At 36.7% G+C, this 19,530-nt stretch carries 19 protein-coding genes and 1 tRNA gene; 10 read left to right on the top strand and 10 right to left on the bottom strand.

Going from position 1 to position 19,530, the window contains the following annotated elements; all coding sequences use genetic code 11:
* Positions 1-75: 75 nt before the first annotated feature.
* On the bottom strand, positions 76-1,239 hold the full coding sequence (locus I600_RS11690) for an imelysin family protein (RefSeq protein ID WP_058104708.1): 1,164 nt from the start codon (positions 1,237-1,239) through the stop codon (positions 76-78).
* A gap of 221 nt (positions 1,240-1,460) precedes the next feature.
* Here I600_RS11690 and I600_RS11685 point away from each other — a divergent pair, with 221 nt between their 5' ends.
* The gene (locus I600_RS11685; RefSeq protein WP_058104707.1) at positions 1,461-2,501 is read left to right on the top strand and encodes a succinylglutamate desuccinylase/aspartoacylase family protein; all 1,041 of its coding nucleotides are present in this window, start codon (positions 1,461-1,463) and stop codon (positions 2,499-2,501) included.
* Between the two features lie 4 nt (positions 2,502-2,505).
* On the opposite strand, the gene I600_RS11680 is transcribed toward I600_RS11685, so the two are convergent.
* Positions 2,506-4,389, bottom strand: a complete 1,884-nt coding sequence (locus tag I600_RS11680) for a tetratricopeptide repeat protein (protein WP_209439193.1) — start codon at positions 4,387-4,389, stop codon at positions 2,506-2,508.
* Between the two features lie 311 nt (positions 4,390-4,700).
* Here I600_RS11680 and I600_RS11670 point away from each other — a divergent pair, with 311 nt between their 5' ends.
* Positions 4,701-6,308: a thiol-activated cytolysin family protein gene (locus tag I600_RS11670; RefSeq protein ID WP_167342561.1), complete on the top strand. Its 1,608-nt coding sequence runs from the start codon at positions 4,701-4,703 to the stop codon at positions 6,306-6,308.
* A 154-nt stretch (positions 6,309-6,462) separates the two neighbouring features.
* Here I600_RS11670 and I600_RS11665 read toward each other — a convergent pair.
* Positions 6,463-6,536 (bottom strand) — tRNA-Ala (locus I600_RS11665).
* A gap of 103 nt (positions 6,537-6,639) precedes the next feature.
* Positions 6,640-7,437 (bottom strand): universal stress protein, encoded by a 798-nt coding sequence (locus tag I600_RS11660; RefSeq protein WP_058104703.1) that lies wholly within the window; start codon positions 7,435-7,437, stop codon positions 6,640-6,642.
* Positions 7,438-7,490: 53 nt separating this feature from the next.
* Here I600_RS11660 and I600_RS11655 point away from each other — a divergent pair, with 53 nt between their 5' ends.
* From I600_RS11655 to I600_RS11625, 7 genes are all read left to right on the top strand, one after another.
* A complete protein-coding gene (locus I600_RS11655; protein WP_058105128.1) occupies positions 7,491-7,991 on the top strand; it encodes a GNAT family N-acetyltransferase in 501 nt (166 codons plus the stop codon).
* A 12-nt stretch (positions 7,992-8,003) separates the two neighbouring features.
* Positions 8,004-9,338, top strand: a complete 1,335-nt coding sequence (locus I600_RS11650) for an MATE family efflux transporter (protein WP_058104702.1) — start codon at positions 8,004-8,006, stop codon at positions 9,336-9,338.
* A 69-nt stretch (positions 9,339-9,407) separates the two neighbouring features.
* Positions 9,408-10,175, top strand: a complete 768-nt coding sequence (locus tag I600_RS11645) for an enoyl-CoA hydratase/isomerase family protein (protein ID WP_058104701.1) — start codon at positions 9,408-9,410, stop codon at positions 10,173-10,175.
* 216 nt (positions 10,176-10,391) lie between these two features.
* On the top strand, positions 10,392-10,817 hold the full coding sequence (locus tag I600_RS11640) for a hypothetical protein (RefSeq protein ID WP_058104700.1): 426 nt from the start codon (positions 10,392-10,394) through the stop codon (positions 10,815-10,817).
* Between the two features lie 57 nt (positions 10,818-10,874).
* Positions 10,875-11,324: a 6-pyruvoyl trahydropterin synthase family protein gene (locus I600_RS11635; RefSeq protein ID WP_058104699.1), complete on the top strand. Its 450-nt coding sequence runs from the start codon at positions 10,875-10,877 to the stop codon at positions 11,322-11,324.
* 83 nt (positions 11,325-11,407) lie between these two features.
* Positions 11,408-12,394, top strand: a complete 987-nt coding sequence (locus I600_RS11630; RefSeq protein ID WP_058104698.1) for an endonuclease/exonuclease/phosphatase family protein — start codon at positions 11,408-11,410, stop codon at positions 12,392-12,394.
* A gap of 84 nt (positions 12,395-12,478) precedes the next feature.
* Positions 12,479-13,243, top strand: coding sequence for a UDP-2,3-diacylglucosamine diphosphatase (locus I600_RS11625; protein ID WP_058104697.1), 765 nt, complete (start codon positions 12,479-12,481; stop codon positions 13,241-13,243).
* Positions 13,244-13,727: 484 nt separating this feature from the next.
* Here I600_RS11625 and I600_RS11620 read toward each other — a convergent pair whose 3' ends face one another.
* The 6 genes from I600_RS11620 to I600_RS11595 form a co-directional block, all read right to left on the bottom strand.
* Positions 13,728-14,990 (bottom strand): MFS transporter, encoded by a 1,263-nt coding sequence (locus I600_RS11620; protein ID WP_058104696.1) that lies wholly within the window; start codon positions 14,988-14,990, stop codon positions 13,728-13,730.
* Positions 14,991-15,092: 102 nt separating this feature from the next.
* Positions 15,093-15,455, bottom strand: a complete 363-nt coding sequence (locus I600_RS11615) for a hypothetical protein (RefSeq protein WP_058104695.1) — start codon at positions 15,453-15,455, stop codon at positions 15,093-15,095.
* A 60-nt stretch (positions 15,456-15,515) separates the two neighbouring features.
* Entirely contained in the window at positions 15,516-15,902 is a 387-nt protein-coding gene (locus I600_RS11610; RefSeq protein WP_058104694.1) for a VOC family protein, read from the bottom strand.
* Positions 15,899-17,587, bottom strand: a complete 1,689-nt coding sequence (recJ, locus tag I600_RS11605; protein WP_058104693.1) for a single-stranded-DNA-specific exonuclease RecJ — start codon at positions 17,585-17,587, stop codon at positions 15,899-15,901. The genes I600_RS11610 and recJ overlap by 4 nt, the downstream gene beginning before the upstream one ends.
* Before the next feature lie 50 nt (positions 17,588-17,637).
* Positions 17,638-17,994 carry a four helix bundle protein gene (locus tag I600_RS11600; protein WP_058104692.1) on the bottom strand — a complete coding sequence of 119 codons (357 nt, stop codon included), beginning with the start codon at positions 17,992-17,994 and terminating at the stop codon, positions 17,638-17,640.
* A gap of 45 nt (positions 17,995-18,039) precedes the next feature.
* Positions 18,040-18,468, bottom strand: coding sequence for an OsmC family protein (locus I600_RS11595; RefSeq protein ID WP_058104691.1), 429 nt, complete (start codon positions 18,466-18,468; stop codon positions 18,040-18,042).
* A gap of 122 nt (positions 18,469-18,590) precedes the next feature.
* Here I600_RS11595 and I600_RS11590 point away from each other — a divergent pair, with 122 nt between their 5' ends.
* A complete protein-coding gene (locus I600_RS11590) occupies positions 18,591-19,193 on the top strand; it encodes a carboxymuconolactone decarboxylase family protein (protein WP_058104690.1) in 603 nt (200 codons plus the stop codon).
* Positions 19,194-19,530: the final 337 nt, after the last annotated feature.

The raw sequence follows: 19,530 nt of genomic DNA, 5'->3' as shown, positions 1-19,530 counted from the left end.
CCAGTTTTAATTTATCATTCTGCTATAGAGGATTGCACAACACAATCCTTTAAATAACAACTCTATAGACTTCTTTTAGTTGATACCCAAAGCAACTTTAGCCTCTAAAAGCTTGTCACCAAAAGCAACCAACGCCTGTACCGCTGTTTGTACCTTTGCACCTTCTACACTAGACTCACCATCAACGATCGCCAAATCAAATGGATCCAATGTTGCATCAACATCGGTAACCGCGGTTGCCAATAAAGCATCTAGTTCAGTTGCAAGATCCGCATCTGCCTCTTCTATCAAATCTTGTAAAGAGTTACCATCTACACTACCGTAAGCTCCAGTGTATACGTTTACGATACCTGCCAAATTCAATCTAATGTCCCTGTGGGTGTTATCACTAAAACATGAGTGCTCATCTTCTTGATCTTGGTTCTGTAGGGCCACTGCCATACGCTCAATAGCCAACTCACTTCTAGAAAGCTCAGCTATACTACTGATGATGTTATCCAATGCTTCATCTTCGTCCAAAGCCAAAAAGGTTGATCTGTAGTCACCGCTCCACTCATCAATAATAATCTGCAAGTGATCCGTCAACAAATCTGCAACGATCGCTAAATACTCTCTTCTACGATCTTGGTTGGCAGCCGTACCACCATCTACAAAGTCTGTATATGCTCTTTGACCTGCTAAATTCTCAGAAGGTGCCGTTAAATCTTGACCCCAAAGCAAAAATTCAATGGCATGGTAACCAATAGCAACGTTTTCTTCGCCACCATTACCGTTTTCACCAGTTAAGATTTCTTTTGTCAATGTTGGAAAATCTGCAAGGTTGTTTATAATACCGGCATCAACATCTCCTTCAACATAATCAATATATGCCTCGTCTAAAGGCCAAGAGTTTAAATACCCTTCAATTTCTTCGGTATCACCCGTATCTATAGGTCCGTTTGCAAATCTAAACGCCTCTGAAGGACCATAGCTTTCCCTTGAAGTTAACCATGCTTCTTTGGCCGCCTCAAAATTTTCTTCTGTTGGTGTTGCCACAAAAGTTTGTATAGCTACGTTCATAGCTTCTGCATCTACCAAAGCTGCTTGATAATTGGCCAATACCAAATCTGCGTAGTTTTCTATTACAGATGATGCCTCAATAGCTTCGTCTACTACAACTTCTGTTGTTGAATCATCATCTGATGAACAACCTAATACTATTAGACCGATAAAACCTACCGCCAGAATAACTCTTTTCATTATATTTTATTTAGATTTATTTTAAATAGACGGCAAATCTAAATCATCACCTAGACAAGAGCAAATTATTTTTAATTATTCTAAATTAACATAACAAATTTAACATTTGGTATCAACATGACCTTATTTTAGAAAGAGAAATAACGTTGAATAGGTAATTAAATAATGTCTTTTTAATACTTTGGTCTTGTCATACACATCACATAGAAAATAAACGTTTCATGCAAAAGCTATTCTTTACCCTTTTCTTGTCTTTTTCCCTGTGCTCAGCAATAGCCCAAAACACTTTTAAAGATGTGTTCTCCAACGCTAATAGACCATTAAAGGAAAACATACGCATAGCATTTCAAGACGCTAGAAATAACAAAACCTTCTTGCCCATATCTATACTAAAGGGAAAAAATAAAGGACCGGTTTTCACCATTGTTGCCGGCGTTCATGGGTTTGAATATCCACCCATTGTTGGCGTACAAGAGCTCTTGAGAGAAATTGATGTTGACAAATTGAACGGTACTTTAATTATTATACCCATTGCAAATACCAGCTCTTTTTTCTCGAGAACCTCTATTGTAAATCCGCATGATCAAGTGAATTTAAACGGTGCGTTTCCTGGAAAATCTACCGGTAGCGTTACGCAAAAAATAGCTGATTTTATAACAACGGACATTATACCCGCAAGTGATGTTTTTATAGATATACATGGCGGAGGTGTCAATGAAGATTTAATTCCGTTTGCGCTTTTCTACGACAACCCCAATTATCCGGAACAGACTAAAAAGGCAAGGAAACTTACAGAGATCAGCGGGTTCGAGTATATAGTTTCATACCCTTTTAGTTTAAGGGACGATGAGCCTGCTAAATATGTCTTTAAACAAGCTTCCCAAGATGGTAAAGTAGCCTTGAGCTTTGAAAGTGGCAAATTGGGCAATGTTCAGAAAGATGCCGTACGTTTCATAAAAAATGGAATCTATAATATGCTTGACCATTTAAACATGTACGATAACGATTCCGAGCCAAGTGACAATCTTGTGCAACTCAACAATCAAACCTATTTAAGCGCTACCGAAACAGGGCTTTTCTACAGTAATCTGAAAGCGGGAGATACCGTTAAAGAAGGTGATATTGTAGGCTACACCACAAATGAATTTGGCGAAAAACTTAAAGAGTACAAAGCACCTACATCAGGTATTATTTTGTACAAAATTTCAACCCCACCAGTTAATATTGATGATACTTTAATGTGTATTAGTAAGCGTTTGTAAATAATCAAAGTGAATTCAAAAATTGGTTTAGATCGGTTTCTTTATCTAGCCCAAGTTTCTTTTTTAGGCGGTATTTAGATTTTAAAATACTATCTGGTAGTACGTTCAAGGTGGCTGCAATTTCTTTTGTGGTCAGGTTCATTCTGAGAAAAGCTGCTAATCGAATTTCTTTTTCTGAAACGTCAGAAGATAAAGTCTTTAGTTTCTGGTCAAAGTCGTTATGCACTTCAGAAAAATAAGTTTTGAATACCTCCCAATCTTTGTCAGAAGCATTCTCTTTCTTTAATAGCATGACAATACGCCTAAATTCTGTTTTAAATTTATCTGGCGAATTTTTTATATTCTCCAAATTCTCTTTTAACTCTTGAATAAACGTGTTCTTTTGAACTAGATGCAAGGTCTGGCTCGTGAGTTCTTTTTGCTTATACTCAATTTCCTTCTTATAAATTTCCTCTTGTTTTTCCCTTTCGGCCTTATTCTTCTTCATGCGTTGCCGAAACCCAAAGAAAAGTAATCCTGATAGAGCCAGTCCAGATATGGCTCCACCGGCATAGAGGCCTTTGGTCAATTTATCCACTTTGGCTTTTTCATTAAGTGTTTTTATCTCCTCTAGTTGAAGTACTATTTCTGCTTCTTTTTTTTCTGTCTCGTAGGATATTTGAAGCCGCTCAATTTGTTTCGACTTTTCCGAGGTGAAAAGGCTGTCACTAAGTATTTGAAATTGCCTCTGATCATCCAGCGCTTCTTTAAATAACCATCCTATTTCGTAAGCTTTTGAGCGATATCGTAAAGCCATCTTTAACTGATCCATGGATCTAATCGAATCAGCAAGGTGTATTGTTCGGTTCAAGTAGGTAATAGATTTATTAAAATCACCTTTCATCGCATATGCATTCCCTATTTCCCCCATTGCACTGATAATGTTGAAGTATGAGTTGCTGGTTTTATTCATTTCGACACACTTCAGTAAATTTTTAATTGCCAAATCATAGTTACCTTGTTTTGCAAGGACCATACCTATATTGGCAAGGGCATTGGCAGTATTATCATCAAACCCAAATTTCTCGCTAATCGCTTTACTTTGTTGATAATATTCTAGAGCTTTTTCATGTTCTTCCATTTCTACATAAGAATTGCCAATATCCACCATTGTATAAGCTTTATAGAGATTGTCGGCAGTATCCTCATACACCCCTAAGGCCAGATTAAAGTTTTCGATAGACTTGGTGTAATTTCCTTGATAATAATTAACCTTTCCTAATTGTCGATATAGGTCCGCTTTTCGGAAAGGTTCTCTATCGATTGTATCCAGAACCTTTAATGCCTTAATCGTACCTATTATTGCTTTTTCGTAATCCCCTTTATTTATATAGGTATTTGCTATATCCCCTATGGATATACCATACTGTAGATAACTCTTGCTTTGTAAGTACATATTTGAAACTGAATCCTTAAGCTTTATGGAATAATCATAATTACCTATGGCATCCTCAATTTGTGCTAGGTTGGAAAGGGAATTGGTCAGAAGTAATTTATCTGTTAGTTTTTCAGCGAAATCTATGGCTTTTCTATAATAGATTCGAGCTGAATCATTGACATTGGTTATATAAAAATAGTTGCCCATGCAATAGTTTCCAATGGCAATTCCCTTTGAATAACCTGTATTGTTTGACAGCTCCAAAATCATATGAGCATTTTTTTTTGCGACTGACTGATTATTGTATAATTGCATATTAAATAATTCTTTAAGTGTTGCAACTTTTTCTTTGTGCCCCAATTGCTTTTCATAAACCTGACTAAGACTGTCTATTCTCTCTTGACCTTGGAGTTGGGCTAGAATTGAAATTGGCGTTGCAAGAATTATTAAAAAAATGATTTTCATTTTCATAATTACAATGGTTTGGTTTTCACTAAGATAAATCATAATTCTCTTCATAAAACATGTGCATCTTTGCTAGAAAAATCCTTTGTCCATAAAAAGGTTATACTTTCTTGGAGATCATAGCTATAAATAAAATATGTAAACCGTTGAATATAAAGGGTTTTTGAATTTTTTATGATTTTAGGTTTTTTATGCTGTCCATGGTGTAGTTCATCGAAATCCAAGTTGCTTGTCCATACTTTGTCCATGGACAAAATTAGGGATGGGATCATTTCTACTCTAAGTTTGGAATGTTGAATCCTGAAAAACAAGAAGTTATGAAAACAAATCATTTAAATTTTAAAACCATAAGCGTACTATTGTTAAGTACAATATTATTGACCTTTGTAGGATGTAATAAAGATGAAGTACTTCCTGATGACCCAAGCTCACCAAAGTTTTCCAATAATGATGCCGATGACTTTAATTCTGCAGTGGCCAATCTAAGTGGATTCAACCAACCTGAGGAGTCGAGTATCGTTGAGACCGCCTCGACCAATCCCGAACGTGAGGGAACAACGGAATTTGAATGCTTTACCCAAACATTCAAGGGAGCACCCGGTTTTAGTGAATTGTTCACGTTGGATCCAACTACCGATGTCATATATCCAGGATCTATGTTAAAAGGGGAAACCATACCTACTGGGGAATATGCGAGGATCAACAAGGATCGTGCGCCAATTACCATGTCAATTTCGCTAAACAATGTCAAAGGAAAGACTAGTGTAACTGTTAATAACCCAAATTTGCTAAGTGAGGTTAGAGCTGGTGTTAATGAATTGCTCAACCTTGAAGTTAAAGGTGCTACTCCTGCACAGTTAGAATTTGATAAGTCTCAAGTCTATTCTGAACAGCAATTATCTATAGCCCTTGGAGCAAATTATCGCGATAAAACCAAAGACATTTCGGGTAGTTTTGATTTCAATACCACAACGGTTAAGAAAAAGTACGTGCTAAAATTTATTCAAAAATATTTTACTATTGATTTGGACTCCCCAGGTCAAGTTCCAAGCGATCTTTTTACTGATCTTCCTAGTATTGAAAGTTTGGGATCCACAAGCCCTGTCTATGTTTCAGCTGTTACATACGGTCGTATGGTATTGTATACCGTGGAGTCTGATTATAGTATAACGGAAGTAGAAACAGCCTTTAATGCGGCAATAGAAGCGGGTGAAAAAGGAGGAGATTTTAACCTTGATGTTGATTCAAAGAATGTTCTTGAAGAGTCTAACATTAAGGCATTGATAATTGGAGGCAATGGTGCTAGTGCGGCCCAAACTATTGGCGGAAATCTTGAAAAAATTTATGATTATATTGCAGCTGGCGGCAACTATTCACCAGAAGAATCTCCCGGTTCCCCTTTATCCTATAAATTAAATTATGTAAAAGAAGGTTTTCCTGCAGCAAATGTAGTTCTTGCAACGGAATATCAATCACGAAATTGTGATGTTGCCTATCCAGAATATCTAGCAACCATTGTTAACATTACGGGTACACAATTTACCGATACAGAGGTAAATGGTAAACTAAGGGTGAAAATGTGGGTTGGAGGGGAACGCCTTGACATTAATGAGAACGGCATAGATGATGGTAAAACTTGGAGCGTGGATACCGATAATTTTGTTGATGTACAAAACAATAAAACACATACAATTAATGAATCATACACCTTTAGGCCATACAGACCAAATATGGCAACGGATTATGTTGAATGTTCAGGAGAATTATATGATTATAATGGTATTTTTGGTAATGAAAGTTTGGGTAATGCCGGAGGAATAAACCCTGTTGTTCTGAATAGTTTAAAACTCAACGTTCCTGATACTACATATTTAAATTTTAAAAAGGGAATTACAGCACAGTTTATTATTATAAGAAAAAAATAAAACAAAAAAAGCTTCCAATATGGAAGCTTTAAGTGGAGAATACCGGATTCGAACCGGTGACCTTCCCGAAAGCCTTCGGGACGCTATTCCTTTAATTACACTATTTACATAAAACCAGAAAAAAGCCCTCACTTTCGTGAAGGCTTTAAAGTTGTGGAGAATACCGGATTCGAACCGGTGACCTCTTGCCTGCCAGGCAAGCGCTCTAGCCAACTGAGCTAATCCCCCTTCAATATTGATTGCTTAAAATTGCTTGATATTCACATGGTGAAAACCCCAATTTTCAAGAGGATCAAAGGAAATACATTTTAACAACGTATCAAAGTACAATTTAATCTTTCTTTACACTGAGCACCAATACGGGTACAGGGGCAAAGAACTCTGATTTTGAAATGGTACTTTTTTCCCATAATTTCTTAAAAAAACCTCTTTTTCTTCTAAAAACACATAATAAATCGGGGTGTTTTGCTTGAAAATGTTCCAAAACCCCATGATATGTGGTTGGATTATCCGTAAAGGTTAATTGTGAACTAATGTCCATTAACGCCGTATTGATCTTTAAATCATCATCTGAATACCCAGGCGTTTTCACCATTAAAAGATTCACTTTTGCATTATGCTTGTTCTTTATTTCAATTAACGGATCAAGTATTCTCTTTCTTTTTAAAATACCTGATTTAAAGGCTACCAATATATTCTCAAATGATTTATAGGCAGTTCCTTTAGGGACGATCAGTGTAGGTATATTGGTTCTTTTGATAATGGCCCCAGAGGTATGCCCCAGGTAATATTCTTCTTGTATATCATTACTTCTAGGTGCTAAAATGATAAGATCAATACCTATACCCTTATCAATTTCCCTTAACCCATCTTTAAGCTCGCCATTAAAACTTGCAATTTTGATAGATACATCTTTGGTATCTACCGTAGCTATAACCTCCTTTAATCGTTCTTTAGAATTCTCAGTAACTTTTTGGGTAACGTTCGTAAGGGTTCCCGTTTTTCCACTGACGTTGAAAACTTCCATTACATAAATATCCGCACCAAAGTCTTCTGCAAAATTAACGGCATATTGTAAAGTTTCGTTCGCATTTGTTGAGGTCCCTATAGGAACAAGAATATTCATCATGATAAAAAGTATTGATTATAACTCTAAATTTACAATTTAATTAAATGGCTTTTATGATAGCACCTGCAAAGATATCGCAAATACCCGAAATTTTAACCATGACCAATGCCTGTAGAATTGCCATGGAAGAAAAAGGTATTTACCAATGGACAACGGAATACCCTTCTAAAAAAGCATTTGAAAAAGATATTGAGCGTAATGAACTTTATGTACTTTTAGAAGAGGATGCCATTATTGGCTGCATTGTACTATCGCAAGTAATGGACGATGAATATAAAAATGTTGTCTGGTTAACAGAAAACGGCAACAACTACTATGTTCATAGACTAGCGGTACACCCTAAATATCAAGGCAGGGGCCTTGCACAGCAATTAATGGATTTTGGCGAAAACTTTGCACGTAAAAATAACGCCCTATCAGTAAGGTTAGATACCTTTAGCCAAAACAAAAGAAATCAGAAATTTTATGAGCAACGTGGTTATGTTAAATTAGAGGATATCTTTTTTCCCAAGCAAAGCGCACATCCTTTTCACTGCTACGAACTTGTACTATAGAATCTATATTTTTTGAAAACTTCCGTTAATTTTAAATCTATAAATGCCTTGGCCATACCCGCAACTATAGCAGGTATAGCAGAACCTTTATTATCCATTACCGATACCGCTATAGTGGGGAATATTCCGGTTGACGGACTAGAATCTCTTGCCGCAGCCGGTATAGTAGGTTCTTTTCTTTCTATGCTCATTTGGATTTTAGGGCAAACACGTAGTGCTATTTCTGCCATAATATCACAGTATTTGGGCGCTGGTAGAATAGAAGAGGTCAAAACCCTGCCCGCACAGGCCATTTACCTCAATATTGCTCTAAGTATTTTAATTTTGCTCTCTACCATTTTTGTCATTCAAGAAATTTTTGAGTTGCTAAATGCCTCGGGAAAAATACTGCAGTATTGCATTAGTTATTACAGTATTCGCGTTTGGGGATTTCCCTTGACCTTATTCGTTTTTGCCGTAATGGGTATATTTCGTGGATTACAAAATACCTATTGGCCCATGGTCATTGCCATTACAGGAGCTCTATTAAATGTAATTTTCGACTTCGCCTTTGTATACGGTATTGATGGCTTTATACCAGCAATGTATTTAGATGGTGCGGCCTATGCCAGTTTATTGGCGCAAAGTATTATGGCCATTATGGCATTTTATTTACTTTGGACAAAGACAGATATTAGTCTAAAGCTAAGGCTACCCATTCACCCAGAACTTGGTAGATTAGTGGTTATGAGCCTAAATCTTTTTGTTCGTGCCATAGCATTGAATACGGCTCTTATCCTTGCTGTTAGAGAAGCAACTGCACTGGGCGATAAGTATATTGGCGCACATACCATTGCTATTAACCTTTGGTTGTTCTCAGCTTTTTTTATCGATGGTTTTGGTGCCGCCGGTAATATTATGGGCGGTAGATTGCTGGGAGAAAAAAATTATGATGCACTTTGGTTATTGGCTAAAAAAATAACAAAGTACGGACTCGTAGTCAGTGTAGTGATTATGGCATTTGCCGGTATTTTTTATAAACCTTTAGGTGCCCTTTTTTCTAATGAAAGTTTGGTGCTATCCGCATTCTATGCCATATTCTATATCATTATTTTAGGACTGCCCATAAACACCATTGCCTTTGTGCTTGACGGAGTCTTTAAAGGTCTGGGCGAGATGAAATATTTACGAAACACCCTGCTCGCGGCTACTTTTTTAGGGTTTGTTCCTATGTTGTTTTTAGGTAAATACCTCCATTGGGGGCTAACGGGCATATGGCTGGCCTTTACCGTTTGGATGTTTATTAGAGGTGCCTCTTTAGTGTGGAAGTTTAGAAACAAAATCAAACCTTTATTGCAAAATCAGTAATTTTGTATTCAATACCTTAGGGCAATCCCTAATACAAATCGTCTCGATTATCGAGCAAAAAAAGATGCTATGGTCACCACAAGAAAAAATGGAAGTTTATATACAAGAATAGATGGTAAAGTTGCACATGTAGAATTTGGGCACCCTGCCAGTAACTCTTTTGTTTCTGAACTTTTAGAACGCCTAACCGATACTATTAATGAACTTTCAGAAAACGAGGGTATTTCTGTTATCCTTTTAAAATCTGAGGGAGAAAAGGCTTTTTGTGCCGGCGCTTCTTTTGATGAGCTGTTAGAGGTTTCCAACTTAGAAGAAGGTAAGGCATTCTTTAGTGGTTTTGCCCACGTGATAAACGCTATGCGTAAATGTAAAAAGGTCATTGTTGGCCGTGTACATGGTAAAACTGTTGGTGGCGGCGTAGGTCTTGCCGCAGCTTGTGATTATGTGTATTCTAACGTGAACTCATCAATTAAACTTTCTGAGCTTAGTATTGGTATTGCTCCGTTGGTTATTGCTCCTGCCGTTGCCCGTAAAATAGGAAATGCGGCTATGGGCGAAATGTCTTTAGCCCCTACGGAATGGAAGAGTGCTTATTGGGCTCAAGAAAAAGGACTGTTTAACAAAGTATATGACAATGCCCAAGAAATGGACAAAGAACTTGATTTCTTCATTCATAAATTGGCAAGCTATAATCCTGATGCATTGACCGAGTGGAAGAAAGTTTTATGGGAGGGCACCGACCATTGGGATACTTTATTGACAGATCGCGCATCTATTACCGGAAAATTAGCGCTATCGGAATTTACCCGTAACGCGTTGTCAAAATTTAAAAAATAGACAATAACCGAAACAGCCTGTCGTTCTGTTTCTAAATCATTATTATGGAATTCTTTCAATTTTTAAACGGTAACCTTGTATTTCCAATTCTAGCACTTTTTGTTTTGGTCATTTATTTTGTAAATAAAGTCCGCGCAAAAAGAAAATACAAAAGGTAATGCTGTACCACCACGCAACTAATCGGTATTTATTCATCTTTTAAGAAAATCCGTTTTTATGTTCGCAAAAATTACATTGATACTTCTATCCTTCTTTTTATTGACATGTAGTGATAAAAATGAACCTGATACTGAGGTAGTAGATTGTTCCTCAACGGTATGTACCTTAAATTTTGTAACTATTACCGTGAGCATTAAAGATACATCTGATAATGCCGTAGTTTTAGATAGTTTTGAAGTACTAGACACTGCAACCGGTGAAAATTTGGCAAAAGATATAAGTGCCGAAGAATACCACAGTGATCAAGGCATAAACCCACTGATAAGCGATGCACACCGCATTCAATATCAAAATAAGACTACTACCCTAACTTTTAAGGGTTATATTAATGATGAGTTAGTGGTAAACCAAGAATTTAAAGTGGGAGCAGATTGTTGCCATGTTAGCTTAATCACAGGAAATAGAGAGATTGTATTAGATTAATTTCTTCTGTATAAATACGTTTATACTTTCCCTACCTTTGCCATATAATTATTGGTTATGAGCAAAATTCGCATTACAAAACAATTTAACTTTGAGACCGGTCATGCACTGTATGGTTATGATGGTAAATGTAGAAACGTACATGGCCATAGCTATAAATTATCCGTAACCGTAATTGGAAGCCCTATTACCGATACCAACCATGTTAAGCTGGGTATGGTGATAGATTTTGGAGACCTTAAAAAAATAGTGAAAGAAGACATTGTTGATATTTTTGATCATGCTACCGTGTTCAATAAAAATACACCACACGTAGAACTGGCCAAAGAATTGACCGATAGGGGACACAATGTTATTTTAGCGGATTACCAACCTACCAGTGAAAATATGGTGATAGATTTTGCAGCCAAAATAAAATCGAGGTTGCCAGAGAATATTTCTTTGTTTTCCCTAAAACTTCAGGAAACGGATACCTCTTTTGCCGAGTGGTACGCAAGTGATAATTAAGTTCATCTAAACTTTACACTTCAAATGCCGTTCATCATTATAAATTGCTTTATTTTGAGAGTAATTCCTTAATATATAGCAACATGACCAAACATCATATCTATTGGTGGAATCTTGAAAATTTGTTCGACATTGAAAATTCGCCTAGAAGAAGCGAATTTTTAAACAACCATTTAGGGAACGAACTTAAAGGTTGGGATGCTACCATTCTCAACCAAAAAATTGCCAATCTCACCGCTATCATTTCCAAATTCAAAAATGGTGAAGGTCCGGATATTCTTGGCGTTTGTGAGGTAGAAAACGAACATGTAATTGAATTGCTGATATCTGCCATGAGCACGGCATTACAAAAAAATTACGGTTTTGTTATTTCTGAAGGGGATGATAAACGAGGTATAGATACTGCACTTATTTATGACAAGACCAAATATGGACCAGAACAGTTGACCTTTAGCCTTCGTATCATTAAAAGAAATACTACACGCGATCTATTTCAGGTACATATAAATACTGCCAACGGCAATAAGCTTATTTGTATTCTTAATCACTGGCCATCAAGATCAGGAGGTGAGCTAACAAGCGAGCCTTTTAGAATAATGGTCGCGGAAAACCTATCATATTGGATTGAACGCATTTACGAGGAACAGGGCAGCGATGCCAATATTCTATTAATGGGCGATTTCAATGACAACCCTTACAATAAAAGTATAACCAATTATTTAATGGCCATTAACAACAAGGCATTGGTTAAAAGCAATAGGGTGCGGTTAAAGTACTTCTATAACTTAATGCATCGGTTTTTAGATGCACAGATCGGTACTTTTGTATTTGGCAACACCTATAATATGCTAGACCAGTTTATGATCTCTAAAAGTATTTTATCAGAAAAATCAGGTTTGCCGTTTAAATTGAGTACCGTAGAAATTATTGCATACCCTGAACTAACTTCCGGTGCTTACCAAAAACCTGTAAAATTTGGTAGACCAAACGCTTCAACCTTCAACGTAAATGGTTTTAGCGATCATCTCCCCATTAAAATTGTATTGAACGAAAAAGACCCAACTGTTTAAACCAAGTTCACAAACACCTGTATGTACTTATTTTGATCAACGTATTCCCTAGGTACGCAAAACAGTTATTATATTTACATTCTGATGACGAACATTGAACTTCCAGCAGGGAAAAAAGTATACTTTGCCAGTGACAACCACCTAGGTGCACCTACTATGAAAGAAAGTAGAGTGAGAGAACTTAAGTTTGTGCGTTGGTTAGATACCGTTAAAAAAGATGCAGGAGTCATTTTTTTGATGGGCGATCTGTTCGACTTCTGGTTTGAATACAAGACCGTAATACCAAAAGGATTTACCAGAACCTTGGGGAAGCTAGCAGAACTGTCTGATGCAGGTATACAAATACATTATTTTGTTGGCAACCACGATCTTTGGATGAATGGTTACTTTGAGGAAGAACTGAATATACCTGTTTATCATAAACCACAACAATATACCATTAACGGAACATCATTCTTTATTGGTCATGGTGATGGTCTTGGACCGGACGATAAGGGGTTTAAAAGAATGAAAAAGGTGTTTACCAACCCCGTAGCAAAATGGTTCTTTAAGTGGTTACACCCCGATCTTGGCGTTCGTTTGGCAAAACATCTATCTGTTAGCAATAAATTGATCAGCGGTGATGACGATGCTAAATTTTTAGGAAACGATAAAGAATGGCTTGTACTATATGCCAAACGAAAATTAGAAAGCCAGCATTTTGATCATTTTATTTTTGGACACAGACATCTGCCATTGGAAATTGAATTAAAGAAAGATTCAATGTACACCAACCTAGGAGATTGGATAAAATATTACACCTATGCCGAGTTTGACGGTTCAAAACTTTCGTTGAAAGAATTCAGCTGAATTCCATCAAAATCATCGATGAAATGCAATATTTAATTTGTAATCCTTTTCTTACAACAAGAATTGAGCAGTTCACAACAATAGTTTTATAAAACTTAGCTTTCAACATACCTTTACAGTGTTAGTTAGTTTAAGTGTTGTATCCCAAATCTTCACATTACCTACAAGTTTCCCCACTTGAAGATTTAAACCCTTAAGTGTTACTTAAAAGAATAGCCCCTACGTTTAGGGGCTTTTTTTATGACCTAATACTTGCAAGTCCCACATATCAAAATTGTGTAACTACTTGCATCAACTTCCCATAAAAATTGGCAAAAAATAGAATTTGGTTTTATCTTTACGCACAAGTTTAGATAAAGTGTTTATTCCCAATACTATAACTGACCTACGAGAATGCTACCACTTTACGACGAAAGTCTTAAGTACTACTTACAATATAAAAAAGCCCTTTCATTAGGGCTTTTTTTAATAACACTATAAACCATTAATTTTCATGGTCTTCTACATCTTTCTGTAGATCTAATTTTCTAAACTTGGGCGAAACAATTGCGGTAAGACCTACCGTAAGTAGCGTCATGCTACCCCCAAAAACCACCGCTGTTACCGTACCCATTAGCTTTGCCGTAACACCGCTTTCAAAAGCACCTAGCTCGTTAGATGATCCTACGAACATAGAATTTACCGATGCTACGCGGCCTCTCATATTATCGGGCGTTTTTAATTGTAAAATTGTCTGTCTAATGATCATGGACACTCCATCTACCGCACCACTTAAAAATAAAGCAATAACGGATAGCCAAAAATAGGTAGACAAACCAAATACGATCATACATACACCAAAACCAAATACAGCAAGCAACAATTTTTTACCTGCATTCTTATGCAATGGAAATCTCGTTGATCCTAACATGGTTATTGCGGCGCCCACTGCCGGTGCTGCCCTAAGTACCCCAAAACCTTCTGATCCAACATGCAGTATATCTTGTGCAAATATGGGCAATAACGCTACGGCACCACCAAATAATACGGCAATCATGTCTAAGGTAAGGGCACCCAATACCGCTCTGGTCTTAAATACAAATGTTAGGCCTTCCTTTAAACTTTGAAAAACGGGTTCTCCAATCTTAGGATTAAGAATTGGTTTCTTTGAAATATTGAAAAGTGCCGTTAACGCCAACAAAGAAAATCCGAAAATTACGCACATTGACCAGTGTACTCCTATAATACTAATGGAAAAACCTGCCAATGCCGGACCTAATACTGATGCCATTTGCCAAGTAGTACTGCTCCAAGTTGCTGCATTAGGGTATATTTTTTTTGGAACGATCAATGCAATCAATGAAAATATAGTGGGCCCTAAAAATGCTCGTACCAACCCACCACAGAAAACCAAGGCATAAATACCATATAAAATGGTTTTGGTTTCATAGGTTTCTAAGACCGAAGGCAGACTTAACATAAACAGTCCAAAACTAATGACCGAGAAACCAAATATACATTTTATCAGTAGGTTTCGTTTTTCTTTCTGATCAACTATATGACCCGCAAAAAGCGCCATGCCCACTGCCGGTATTACCTCCATTAAACCAATGATGCCTAATGACAATGGGTCTTTGGTAATGGTGTATACTTGCCATTCTATCACTATAAATTGCATAGACCAAGCAAAGACCATAGCAAAACGAACTAGTAGAAAAATATTGAACTCCTTAAATCGTAAGGCAGCATAGGGATCGTTCACGCTCATATAGCTTTCGGTAAATTGACCTCAAAGATATTTATTAATAAAATGGTCAAATATGATTTAGGCAACAAATATGGTAATTAATGATGCGTGGATTTTTGCATCTTATTCAATACCTAATTCACCAAAGAAAGAATCCAATTCTAACCTAAACATTGTGCCGTTGATCAGATCTCTAATCTCAATAGCTTCTTGATAGCTTACGGCAAAAGTTATTTGATGTGCAGGAGAATTTAAAAGTAATGATCGGCAAGATTCCTTTGATTTACAGTCGCCGCATAAATTACCCTTTCCATTTTCAATGGTATGTGCAATGCATTTAGAAAAATAGCGTAATTCACTAGTGGTCAATAGTAACCCAATATCCCTGAAAATCACCTGAACTTTGTTCGATTCACGGGGTTTATCACGTTTCCATTGAAAGGCAATACCAAAATCGTTCTGATAAATGGGGTTTATATCGTTCATAAGATGTAAATATTTATATAAAAATAACAATCTTATTTAGAACAATTATAAATAATAATGTTAAATGGTGATTTCTATCTGATTTCCTTCAGGATCCAAGATGACACTTTCGTAATACCCATCACCGGTAGTTCTTGGTTCTCCTGCAATAGTAAACCCATCTTTTCTAAGTTCTTCGGTCAAGGTATTTACCCTCTTTTTTGAGCCAACCGATATGGCAAGATGGGCGTAACCAGTGTAGGTAACGTTCATGTTACTAGTTGGGTCAATTTCTGGTTTATGCATAATCTCTAACCGGGCACCTTCATCAAAGCTCAAGAAATAAGAAGTGAAGTTTTTACTAGGATTATGGTATCTCTCCCCTGAAACAGCATTAAAATATTTTTCGTAGAATTTGCGCATCGCCTCTACATCAGATACCCAAATGGCGATATGTTCAATTCTCATTTGATATCCTTTAGCTTCAATTGCAAACTAACATTGCCCTGCCATTCATTTTCGTCAATAGAAAAAACGGCGTTAAAAGGTTTTCTTCCTGTTACCAACGATAGCTTATCCCCCATATTAAAACCAATGCCGTCAATTTTATGACTTTCTTGCTGAACCACGGACAATTTCAAATGTGCTTCTTCTTTACCCACTCCCTTGGCATAACCGGTATCTTGCAGATTTTCTGCCATAAAAACCGGTGACATATTCCCTGGACCAAAGGGTGCAAATTGCTTTAATATGCGCATTAGCTTAGGATTAATATTCTTTAGCTCAATAACCGCATCAATGGTAATTTCAGGAATCAGCATTTGTGGGTCAATAGTTTCTTTGACCACTTTCTCGAACTGATGCTTAAAATTATTATACTGCTCTTCTAATAAAGTTAAGCCCGCAGCGTATTTATGACCGCCAAACTGTTCTATATAATCTGAGCATCCTTCCAAGGCATTATACACATCAAAGCCTCTAACGGATCTTGCAGAAGCGGCCAATTTATCGCCGCTCTTGGTAAAAACCAAAGTAGGTCTATAGTAGGTTTCGGTTAATCTTGATGCTACTATACCAATAACGCCCTTATGCCAAGTATCTTTATATACCACAGAGGTAAAGCCTTCTTGCTCTTCATTTTCTTGAATCTGTCCTAAGGCCTCTATCGTAATTTCTTGATCCAGCCCTCTTCTATCCGTATTGAACTTTTCAATTTCAGAAGCAAATTGAATGGCTTGATCCATATTGGTTTCCGTTAAAAGATTTACGGCATGTTGCCCATGCTTCATTCTACCGGCAGCATTTATTCTGGGAGCTATTATGAACACTACATCTGTAATGGTCAATTCTTTTTTATTGATTTGATCAATTATAGCTTTAAACCCAATTCTGGGCTGTTGATTGATAACCTGTAAGCCATAATAAGCCAATATCCGATTCTCCCCAGTTATCGGTACAATATCCGCTCCAATTGCAGTTGCCACTAAATCAAGGTAATAGATGACATCATCTATAGTTTCTCCTCTACGTGAGCCCAATGCCTGGATCAGTTTAAAACCAACACCACAGCCACATAACTCATCATACGGATATGAACAATCTTCTCTTTTAGGGTCTAAAACAGCTACAGCACTTGGTAATATTGTACCAGGTCTATGGTGGTCACAAATAATAAAATCTATTCCTTTTTCTTTAGCGTAGGCTACTTTATCAATTGCCTTTACCCCGCAATCCAGAGCAACGATCAAAGTGAAATCATTATCCTCGGCAAAATCGATTCCCTTAAAAGACACTCCGTACCCTTCATCATAACGATCAGGAATATAGGTTGCTACATTAGGATAATAACTTAACAGATAAGATGACATTAATGCAACTGCCGTGGTACCATCTACATCATAATCGCCATACACTAGAATGTTCTCTCCGTTGGCAATAGCTTCTTCAATTCTTTCCACGGCAATATCCATATCCTTCATAAGAAAAGGATCGTGTAAATCACTCAACTGCGGGCGAAAGAAATGCTTTGCCTCCTCAAAGGTCGAGATACCCCTTTGCAATAATAATTGCGCCACCAAACTATCAACATTAAGCGCATTGGCCAAAGTGTCAATATCTTCTTGTTTCGGTTTTGGTTTAATTGTCCAGCGCATTCTTTAAAGTTCAAATTCAAAAATCAAGTTCAAGTTCAAAAAACATCAATTCAATTCTGCTTTTTGTTTTTAATTATTGTTGCTATAATTCTTATTAATTGTTCTAATTCACCTAATAATTCAGTTCTTATTACTTGCTTACCATAATCAACTTTAGATAAGATTTTAAGATTGACTCTAGATTCCTTTAATTCTTTTAAAGAAATAGAAGCTTTATTTATATAATCTCTATCTGAGTTTGTCCCCTGTGCCTCTCCAAAATTAAGAGCAGAACTACCTGTAGATCGTAATAGTTGATTACCATAATACTGACCAGTCATATCAGATGGTAAGTCTTTGCAAAAAAGTACAATGTTAGCTGCAAAATCAACTAACCTATCTTCAAGGTCAAACTTTTTATCCGGCATAATGTTTTATTTGAACTTGATTTTTGAATTTGTATTTGAGTTTTTCTAGTTCTTATGAAAAACAGTCTTAATCTCCAATTCAGCAAATTGTCTAAACATCTCCATTACTCCGCAATACTTTTCAATGGATAGGTCTACTGCTCTTTGCAGTTTTTTCTCCGCTAAATCTGCACCGTGAAAATGATACTCAATCACTACCTTATCGTAGTACTTGGGGTGTTCATCCGTAAGATTTGCAATGGTTTCAATATGAAACTCATCTACCTCTAACTTCATTTTTTTAAACATGGCCGCAACGTCTAGTCCTGAACAACCGGCCAATGAAGAAAGCATAAGTGCTTTTGGTCTTAACCCACTACTGTCACCACCATCTTCTTTGGCAATATCAATTTTTAATGAATGCCCAGATGGATTGTTACTTTCAAAGGACATGTTACCCAACCATTTCGTGCTAATATGATTTGTTGTACTCATAATTTTTTGTTTCTTGTAGATTACAAAAATACAACAATAAAGGCTGTTTTAATATCCAATGTGGTGAACTCAATGGCCAATAATCAATTAACACAACTTAAATAAATACTTAAACAAAACGTATGGCATTAGTTACACCTCTTGACCCAAATCATGATCCAGAAACCAAAGAATTGGCTGCATTTTTCAATGAAACTTTAGGATTTTGCCCTAATTCCGTATTAACCATGCAGCATAGGCCTGCAATTTCAAAAGCGTTTATAAATTTGAACAAAGCCGTTATGGCAAATGAAGGCCGCGTAACCTCTGCCCTAAAAAGAATGATTGCATGGGTGAGTAGCAACGCTACGGGTTGTAGATATTGCCAAGCTCATGCTATACGAGCTGCAGAACGTTATGGTGCGGAACAAGAACAGTTGGATAATATTTGGGAATACAGAACACACCCTGCGTTTTCCGATGCAGAACGTGCCGCTTTAGATTTCTCCTTACAGGCCTCACAGGTACCTAACGGTGTTGATGCCGAAATAAAAGAACGTTTATACCAACACTGGAACGAAGGGGAAATTGTTGAAATGCTAGGCGTAATCTCCCTCTTTGGATATCTTAACCGTTGGAACGATTCTATGGGCACATCTATTGAAACGGGAGCTGTTGAAAGTGCCGACCAATACCTAGGTAAACATGGCTGGGAAAAAGGAAAACATGACGGATCGGTTTATTAGCAATTAGCAATTAGCAATTAGCAATTAGCAATTAGCAATTAGCAATTAGCAATTAGCAATTAGCAATTAGCAATTAGCAATTAGCAATTAGCAATTAGCAAAAGTTAAAAATTTTGAATAACAGGAGCTAGTTGACTGCTGAAATAATTTCATTGAATAAGAAAATGTATCGAGAACCCTTCGACAGAGCTCAGGACATCGCCTTTTGGAACACGAAAGCTTCTCGATACTAATTTTCTCGTGCCTCAAAAATTTACTCGAAGTGATCATTAAATACTTGTATCGATTACATAAGTCTTGTTTTAAACTTTATTGAGAAAGTAGCCGTAACCATCTA

It is taken from the genome of Maribacter dokdonensis DSW-8 (assembly GCF_001447995.1).
Classification (GTDB): Bacteria; Bacteroidota; Bacteroidia; order Flavobacteriales; family Flavobacteriaceae; genus Maribacter; species Maribacter dokdonensis.
The sequence above is the reverse complement of the archived record's forward strand: the minus strand, read 5'-3'. Positions and strand labels throughout refer to the sequence as shown.

Excerpts from the sequence above, each read along its gene's own strand:
- I600_RS11625 (WP_058104697.1), top strand. The coding sequence starts at position 12,479 with ATGACGAACATTGAACTTCCAGCAGGGAAAAAAGTATACTTTGCCAGT.
- I600_RS11590 (WP_058104690.1), top strand. The coding sequence starts at position 18,591 with ATGGCATTAGTTACACCTCTTGACCCAAATCATGATCCAGAAACCAAA.
- I600_RS11630 (WP_058104698.1), top strand. The coding sequence starts at position 11,408 with ATGACCAAACATCATATCTATTGGTGGAATCTTGAAAATTTGTTCGAC.
- I600_RS11610 (WP_058104694.1), bottom strand. The coding sequence starts at position 15,902 with ATGAGAATTGAACATATCGCCATTTGGGTATCTGATGTAGAGGCGATG.
- I600_RS11680 (WP_209439193.1), bottom strand. The coding sequence starts at position 4,389 with ATGAAAATGAAAATCATTTTTTTAATAATTCTTGCAACGCCAATTTCA.
- I600_RS11670 (WP_167342561.1), top strand. The coding sequence starts at position 4,701 with ATGAAAACAAATCATTTAAATTTTAAAACCATAAGCGTACTATTGTTA.
- I600_RS11595 (WP_058104691.1), bottom strand. The coding sequence starts at position 18,468 with ATGAGTACAACAAATCATATTAGCACGAAATGGTTGGGTAACATGTCC.
- I600_RS11635 (WP_058104699.1), top strand. The coding sequence starts at position 10,875 with ATGAGCAAAATTCGCATTACAAAACAATTTAACTTTGAGACCGGTCAT.
- recJ (WP_058104693.1), bottom strand. The coding sequence starts at position 17,587 with ATGCGCTGGACAATTAAACCAAAACCGAAACAAGAAGATATTGACACT.
- I600_RS11645 (WP_058104701.1), top strand. The coding sequence starts at position 9,408 with ATGGTCACCACAAGAAAAAATGGAAGTTTATATACAAGAATAGATGGT.
- I600_RS11615 (WP_058104695.1), bottom strand. The coding sequence starts at position 15,455 with ATGAACGATATAAACCCCATTTATCAGAACGATTTTGGTATTGCCTTT.
- I600_RS11655 (WP_058105128.1), top strand. The coding sequence starts at position 7,491 with ATGATAGCACCTGCAAAGATATCGCAAATACCCGAAATTTTAACCATG.
- I600_RS11640 (WP_058104700.1), top strand. The coding sequence starts at position 10,392 with ATGTTCGCAAAAATTACATTGATACTTCTATCCTTCTTTTTATTGACA.
- I600_RS11660 (WP_058104703.1), bottom strand. The coding sequence starts at position 7,437 with ATGATGAATATTCTTGTTCCTATAGGGACCTCAACAAATGCGAACGAA.
- I600_RS11685 (WP_058104707.1), top strand. The coding sequence starts at position 1,461 with ATGCAAAAGCTATTCTTTACCCTTTTCTTGTCTTTTTCCCTGTGCTCA.
- I600_RS11690 (WP_058104708.1), bottom strand. The coding sequence starts at position 1,239 with ATGAAAAGAGTTATTCTGGCGGTAGGTTTTATCGGTCTAATAGTATTA.
- I600_RS11600 (WP_058104692.1), bottom strand. The coding sequence starts at position 17,994 with ATGCCGGATAAAAAGTTTGACCTTGAAGATAGGTTAGTTGATTTTGCA.
- I600_RS11620 (WP_058104696.1), bottom strand. The coding sequence starts at position 14,990 with ATGAGCGTGAACGATCCCTATGCTGCCTTACGATTTAAGGAGTTCAAT.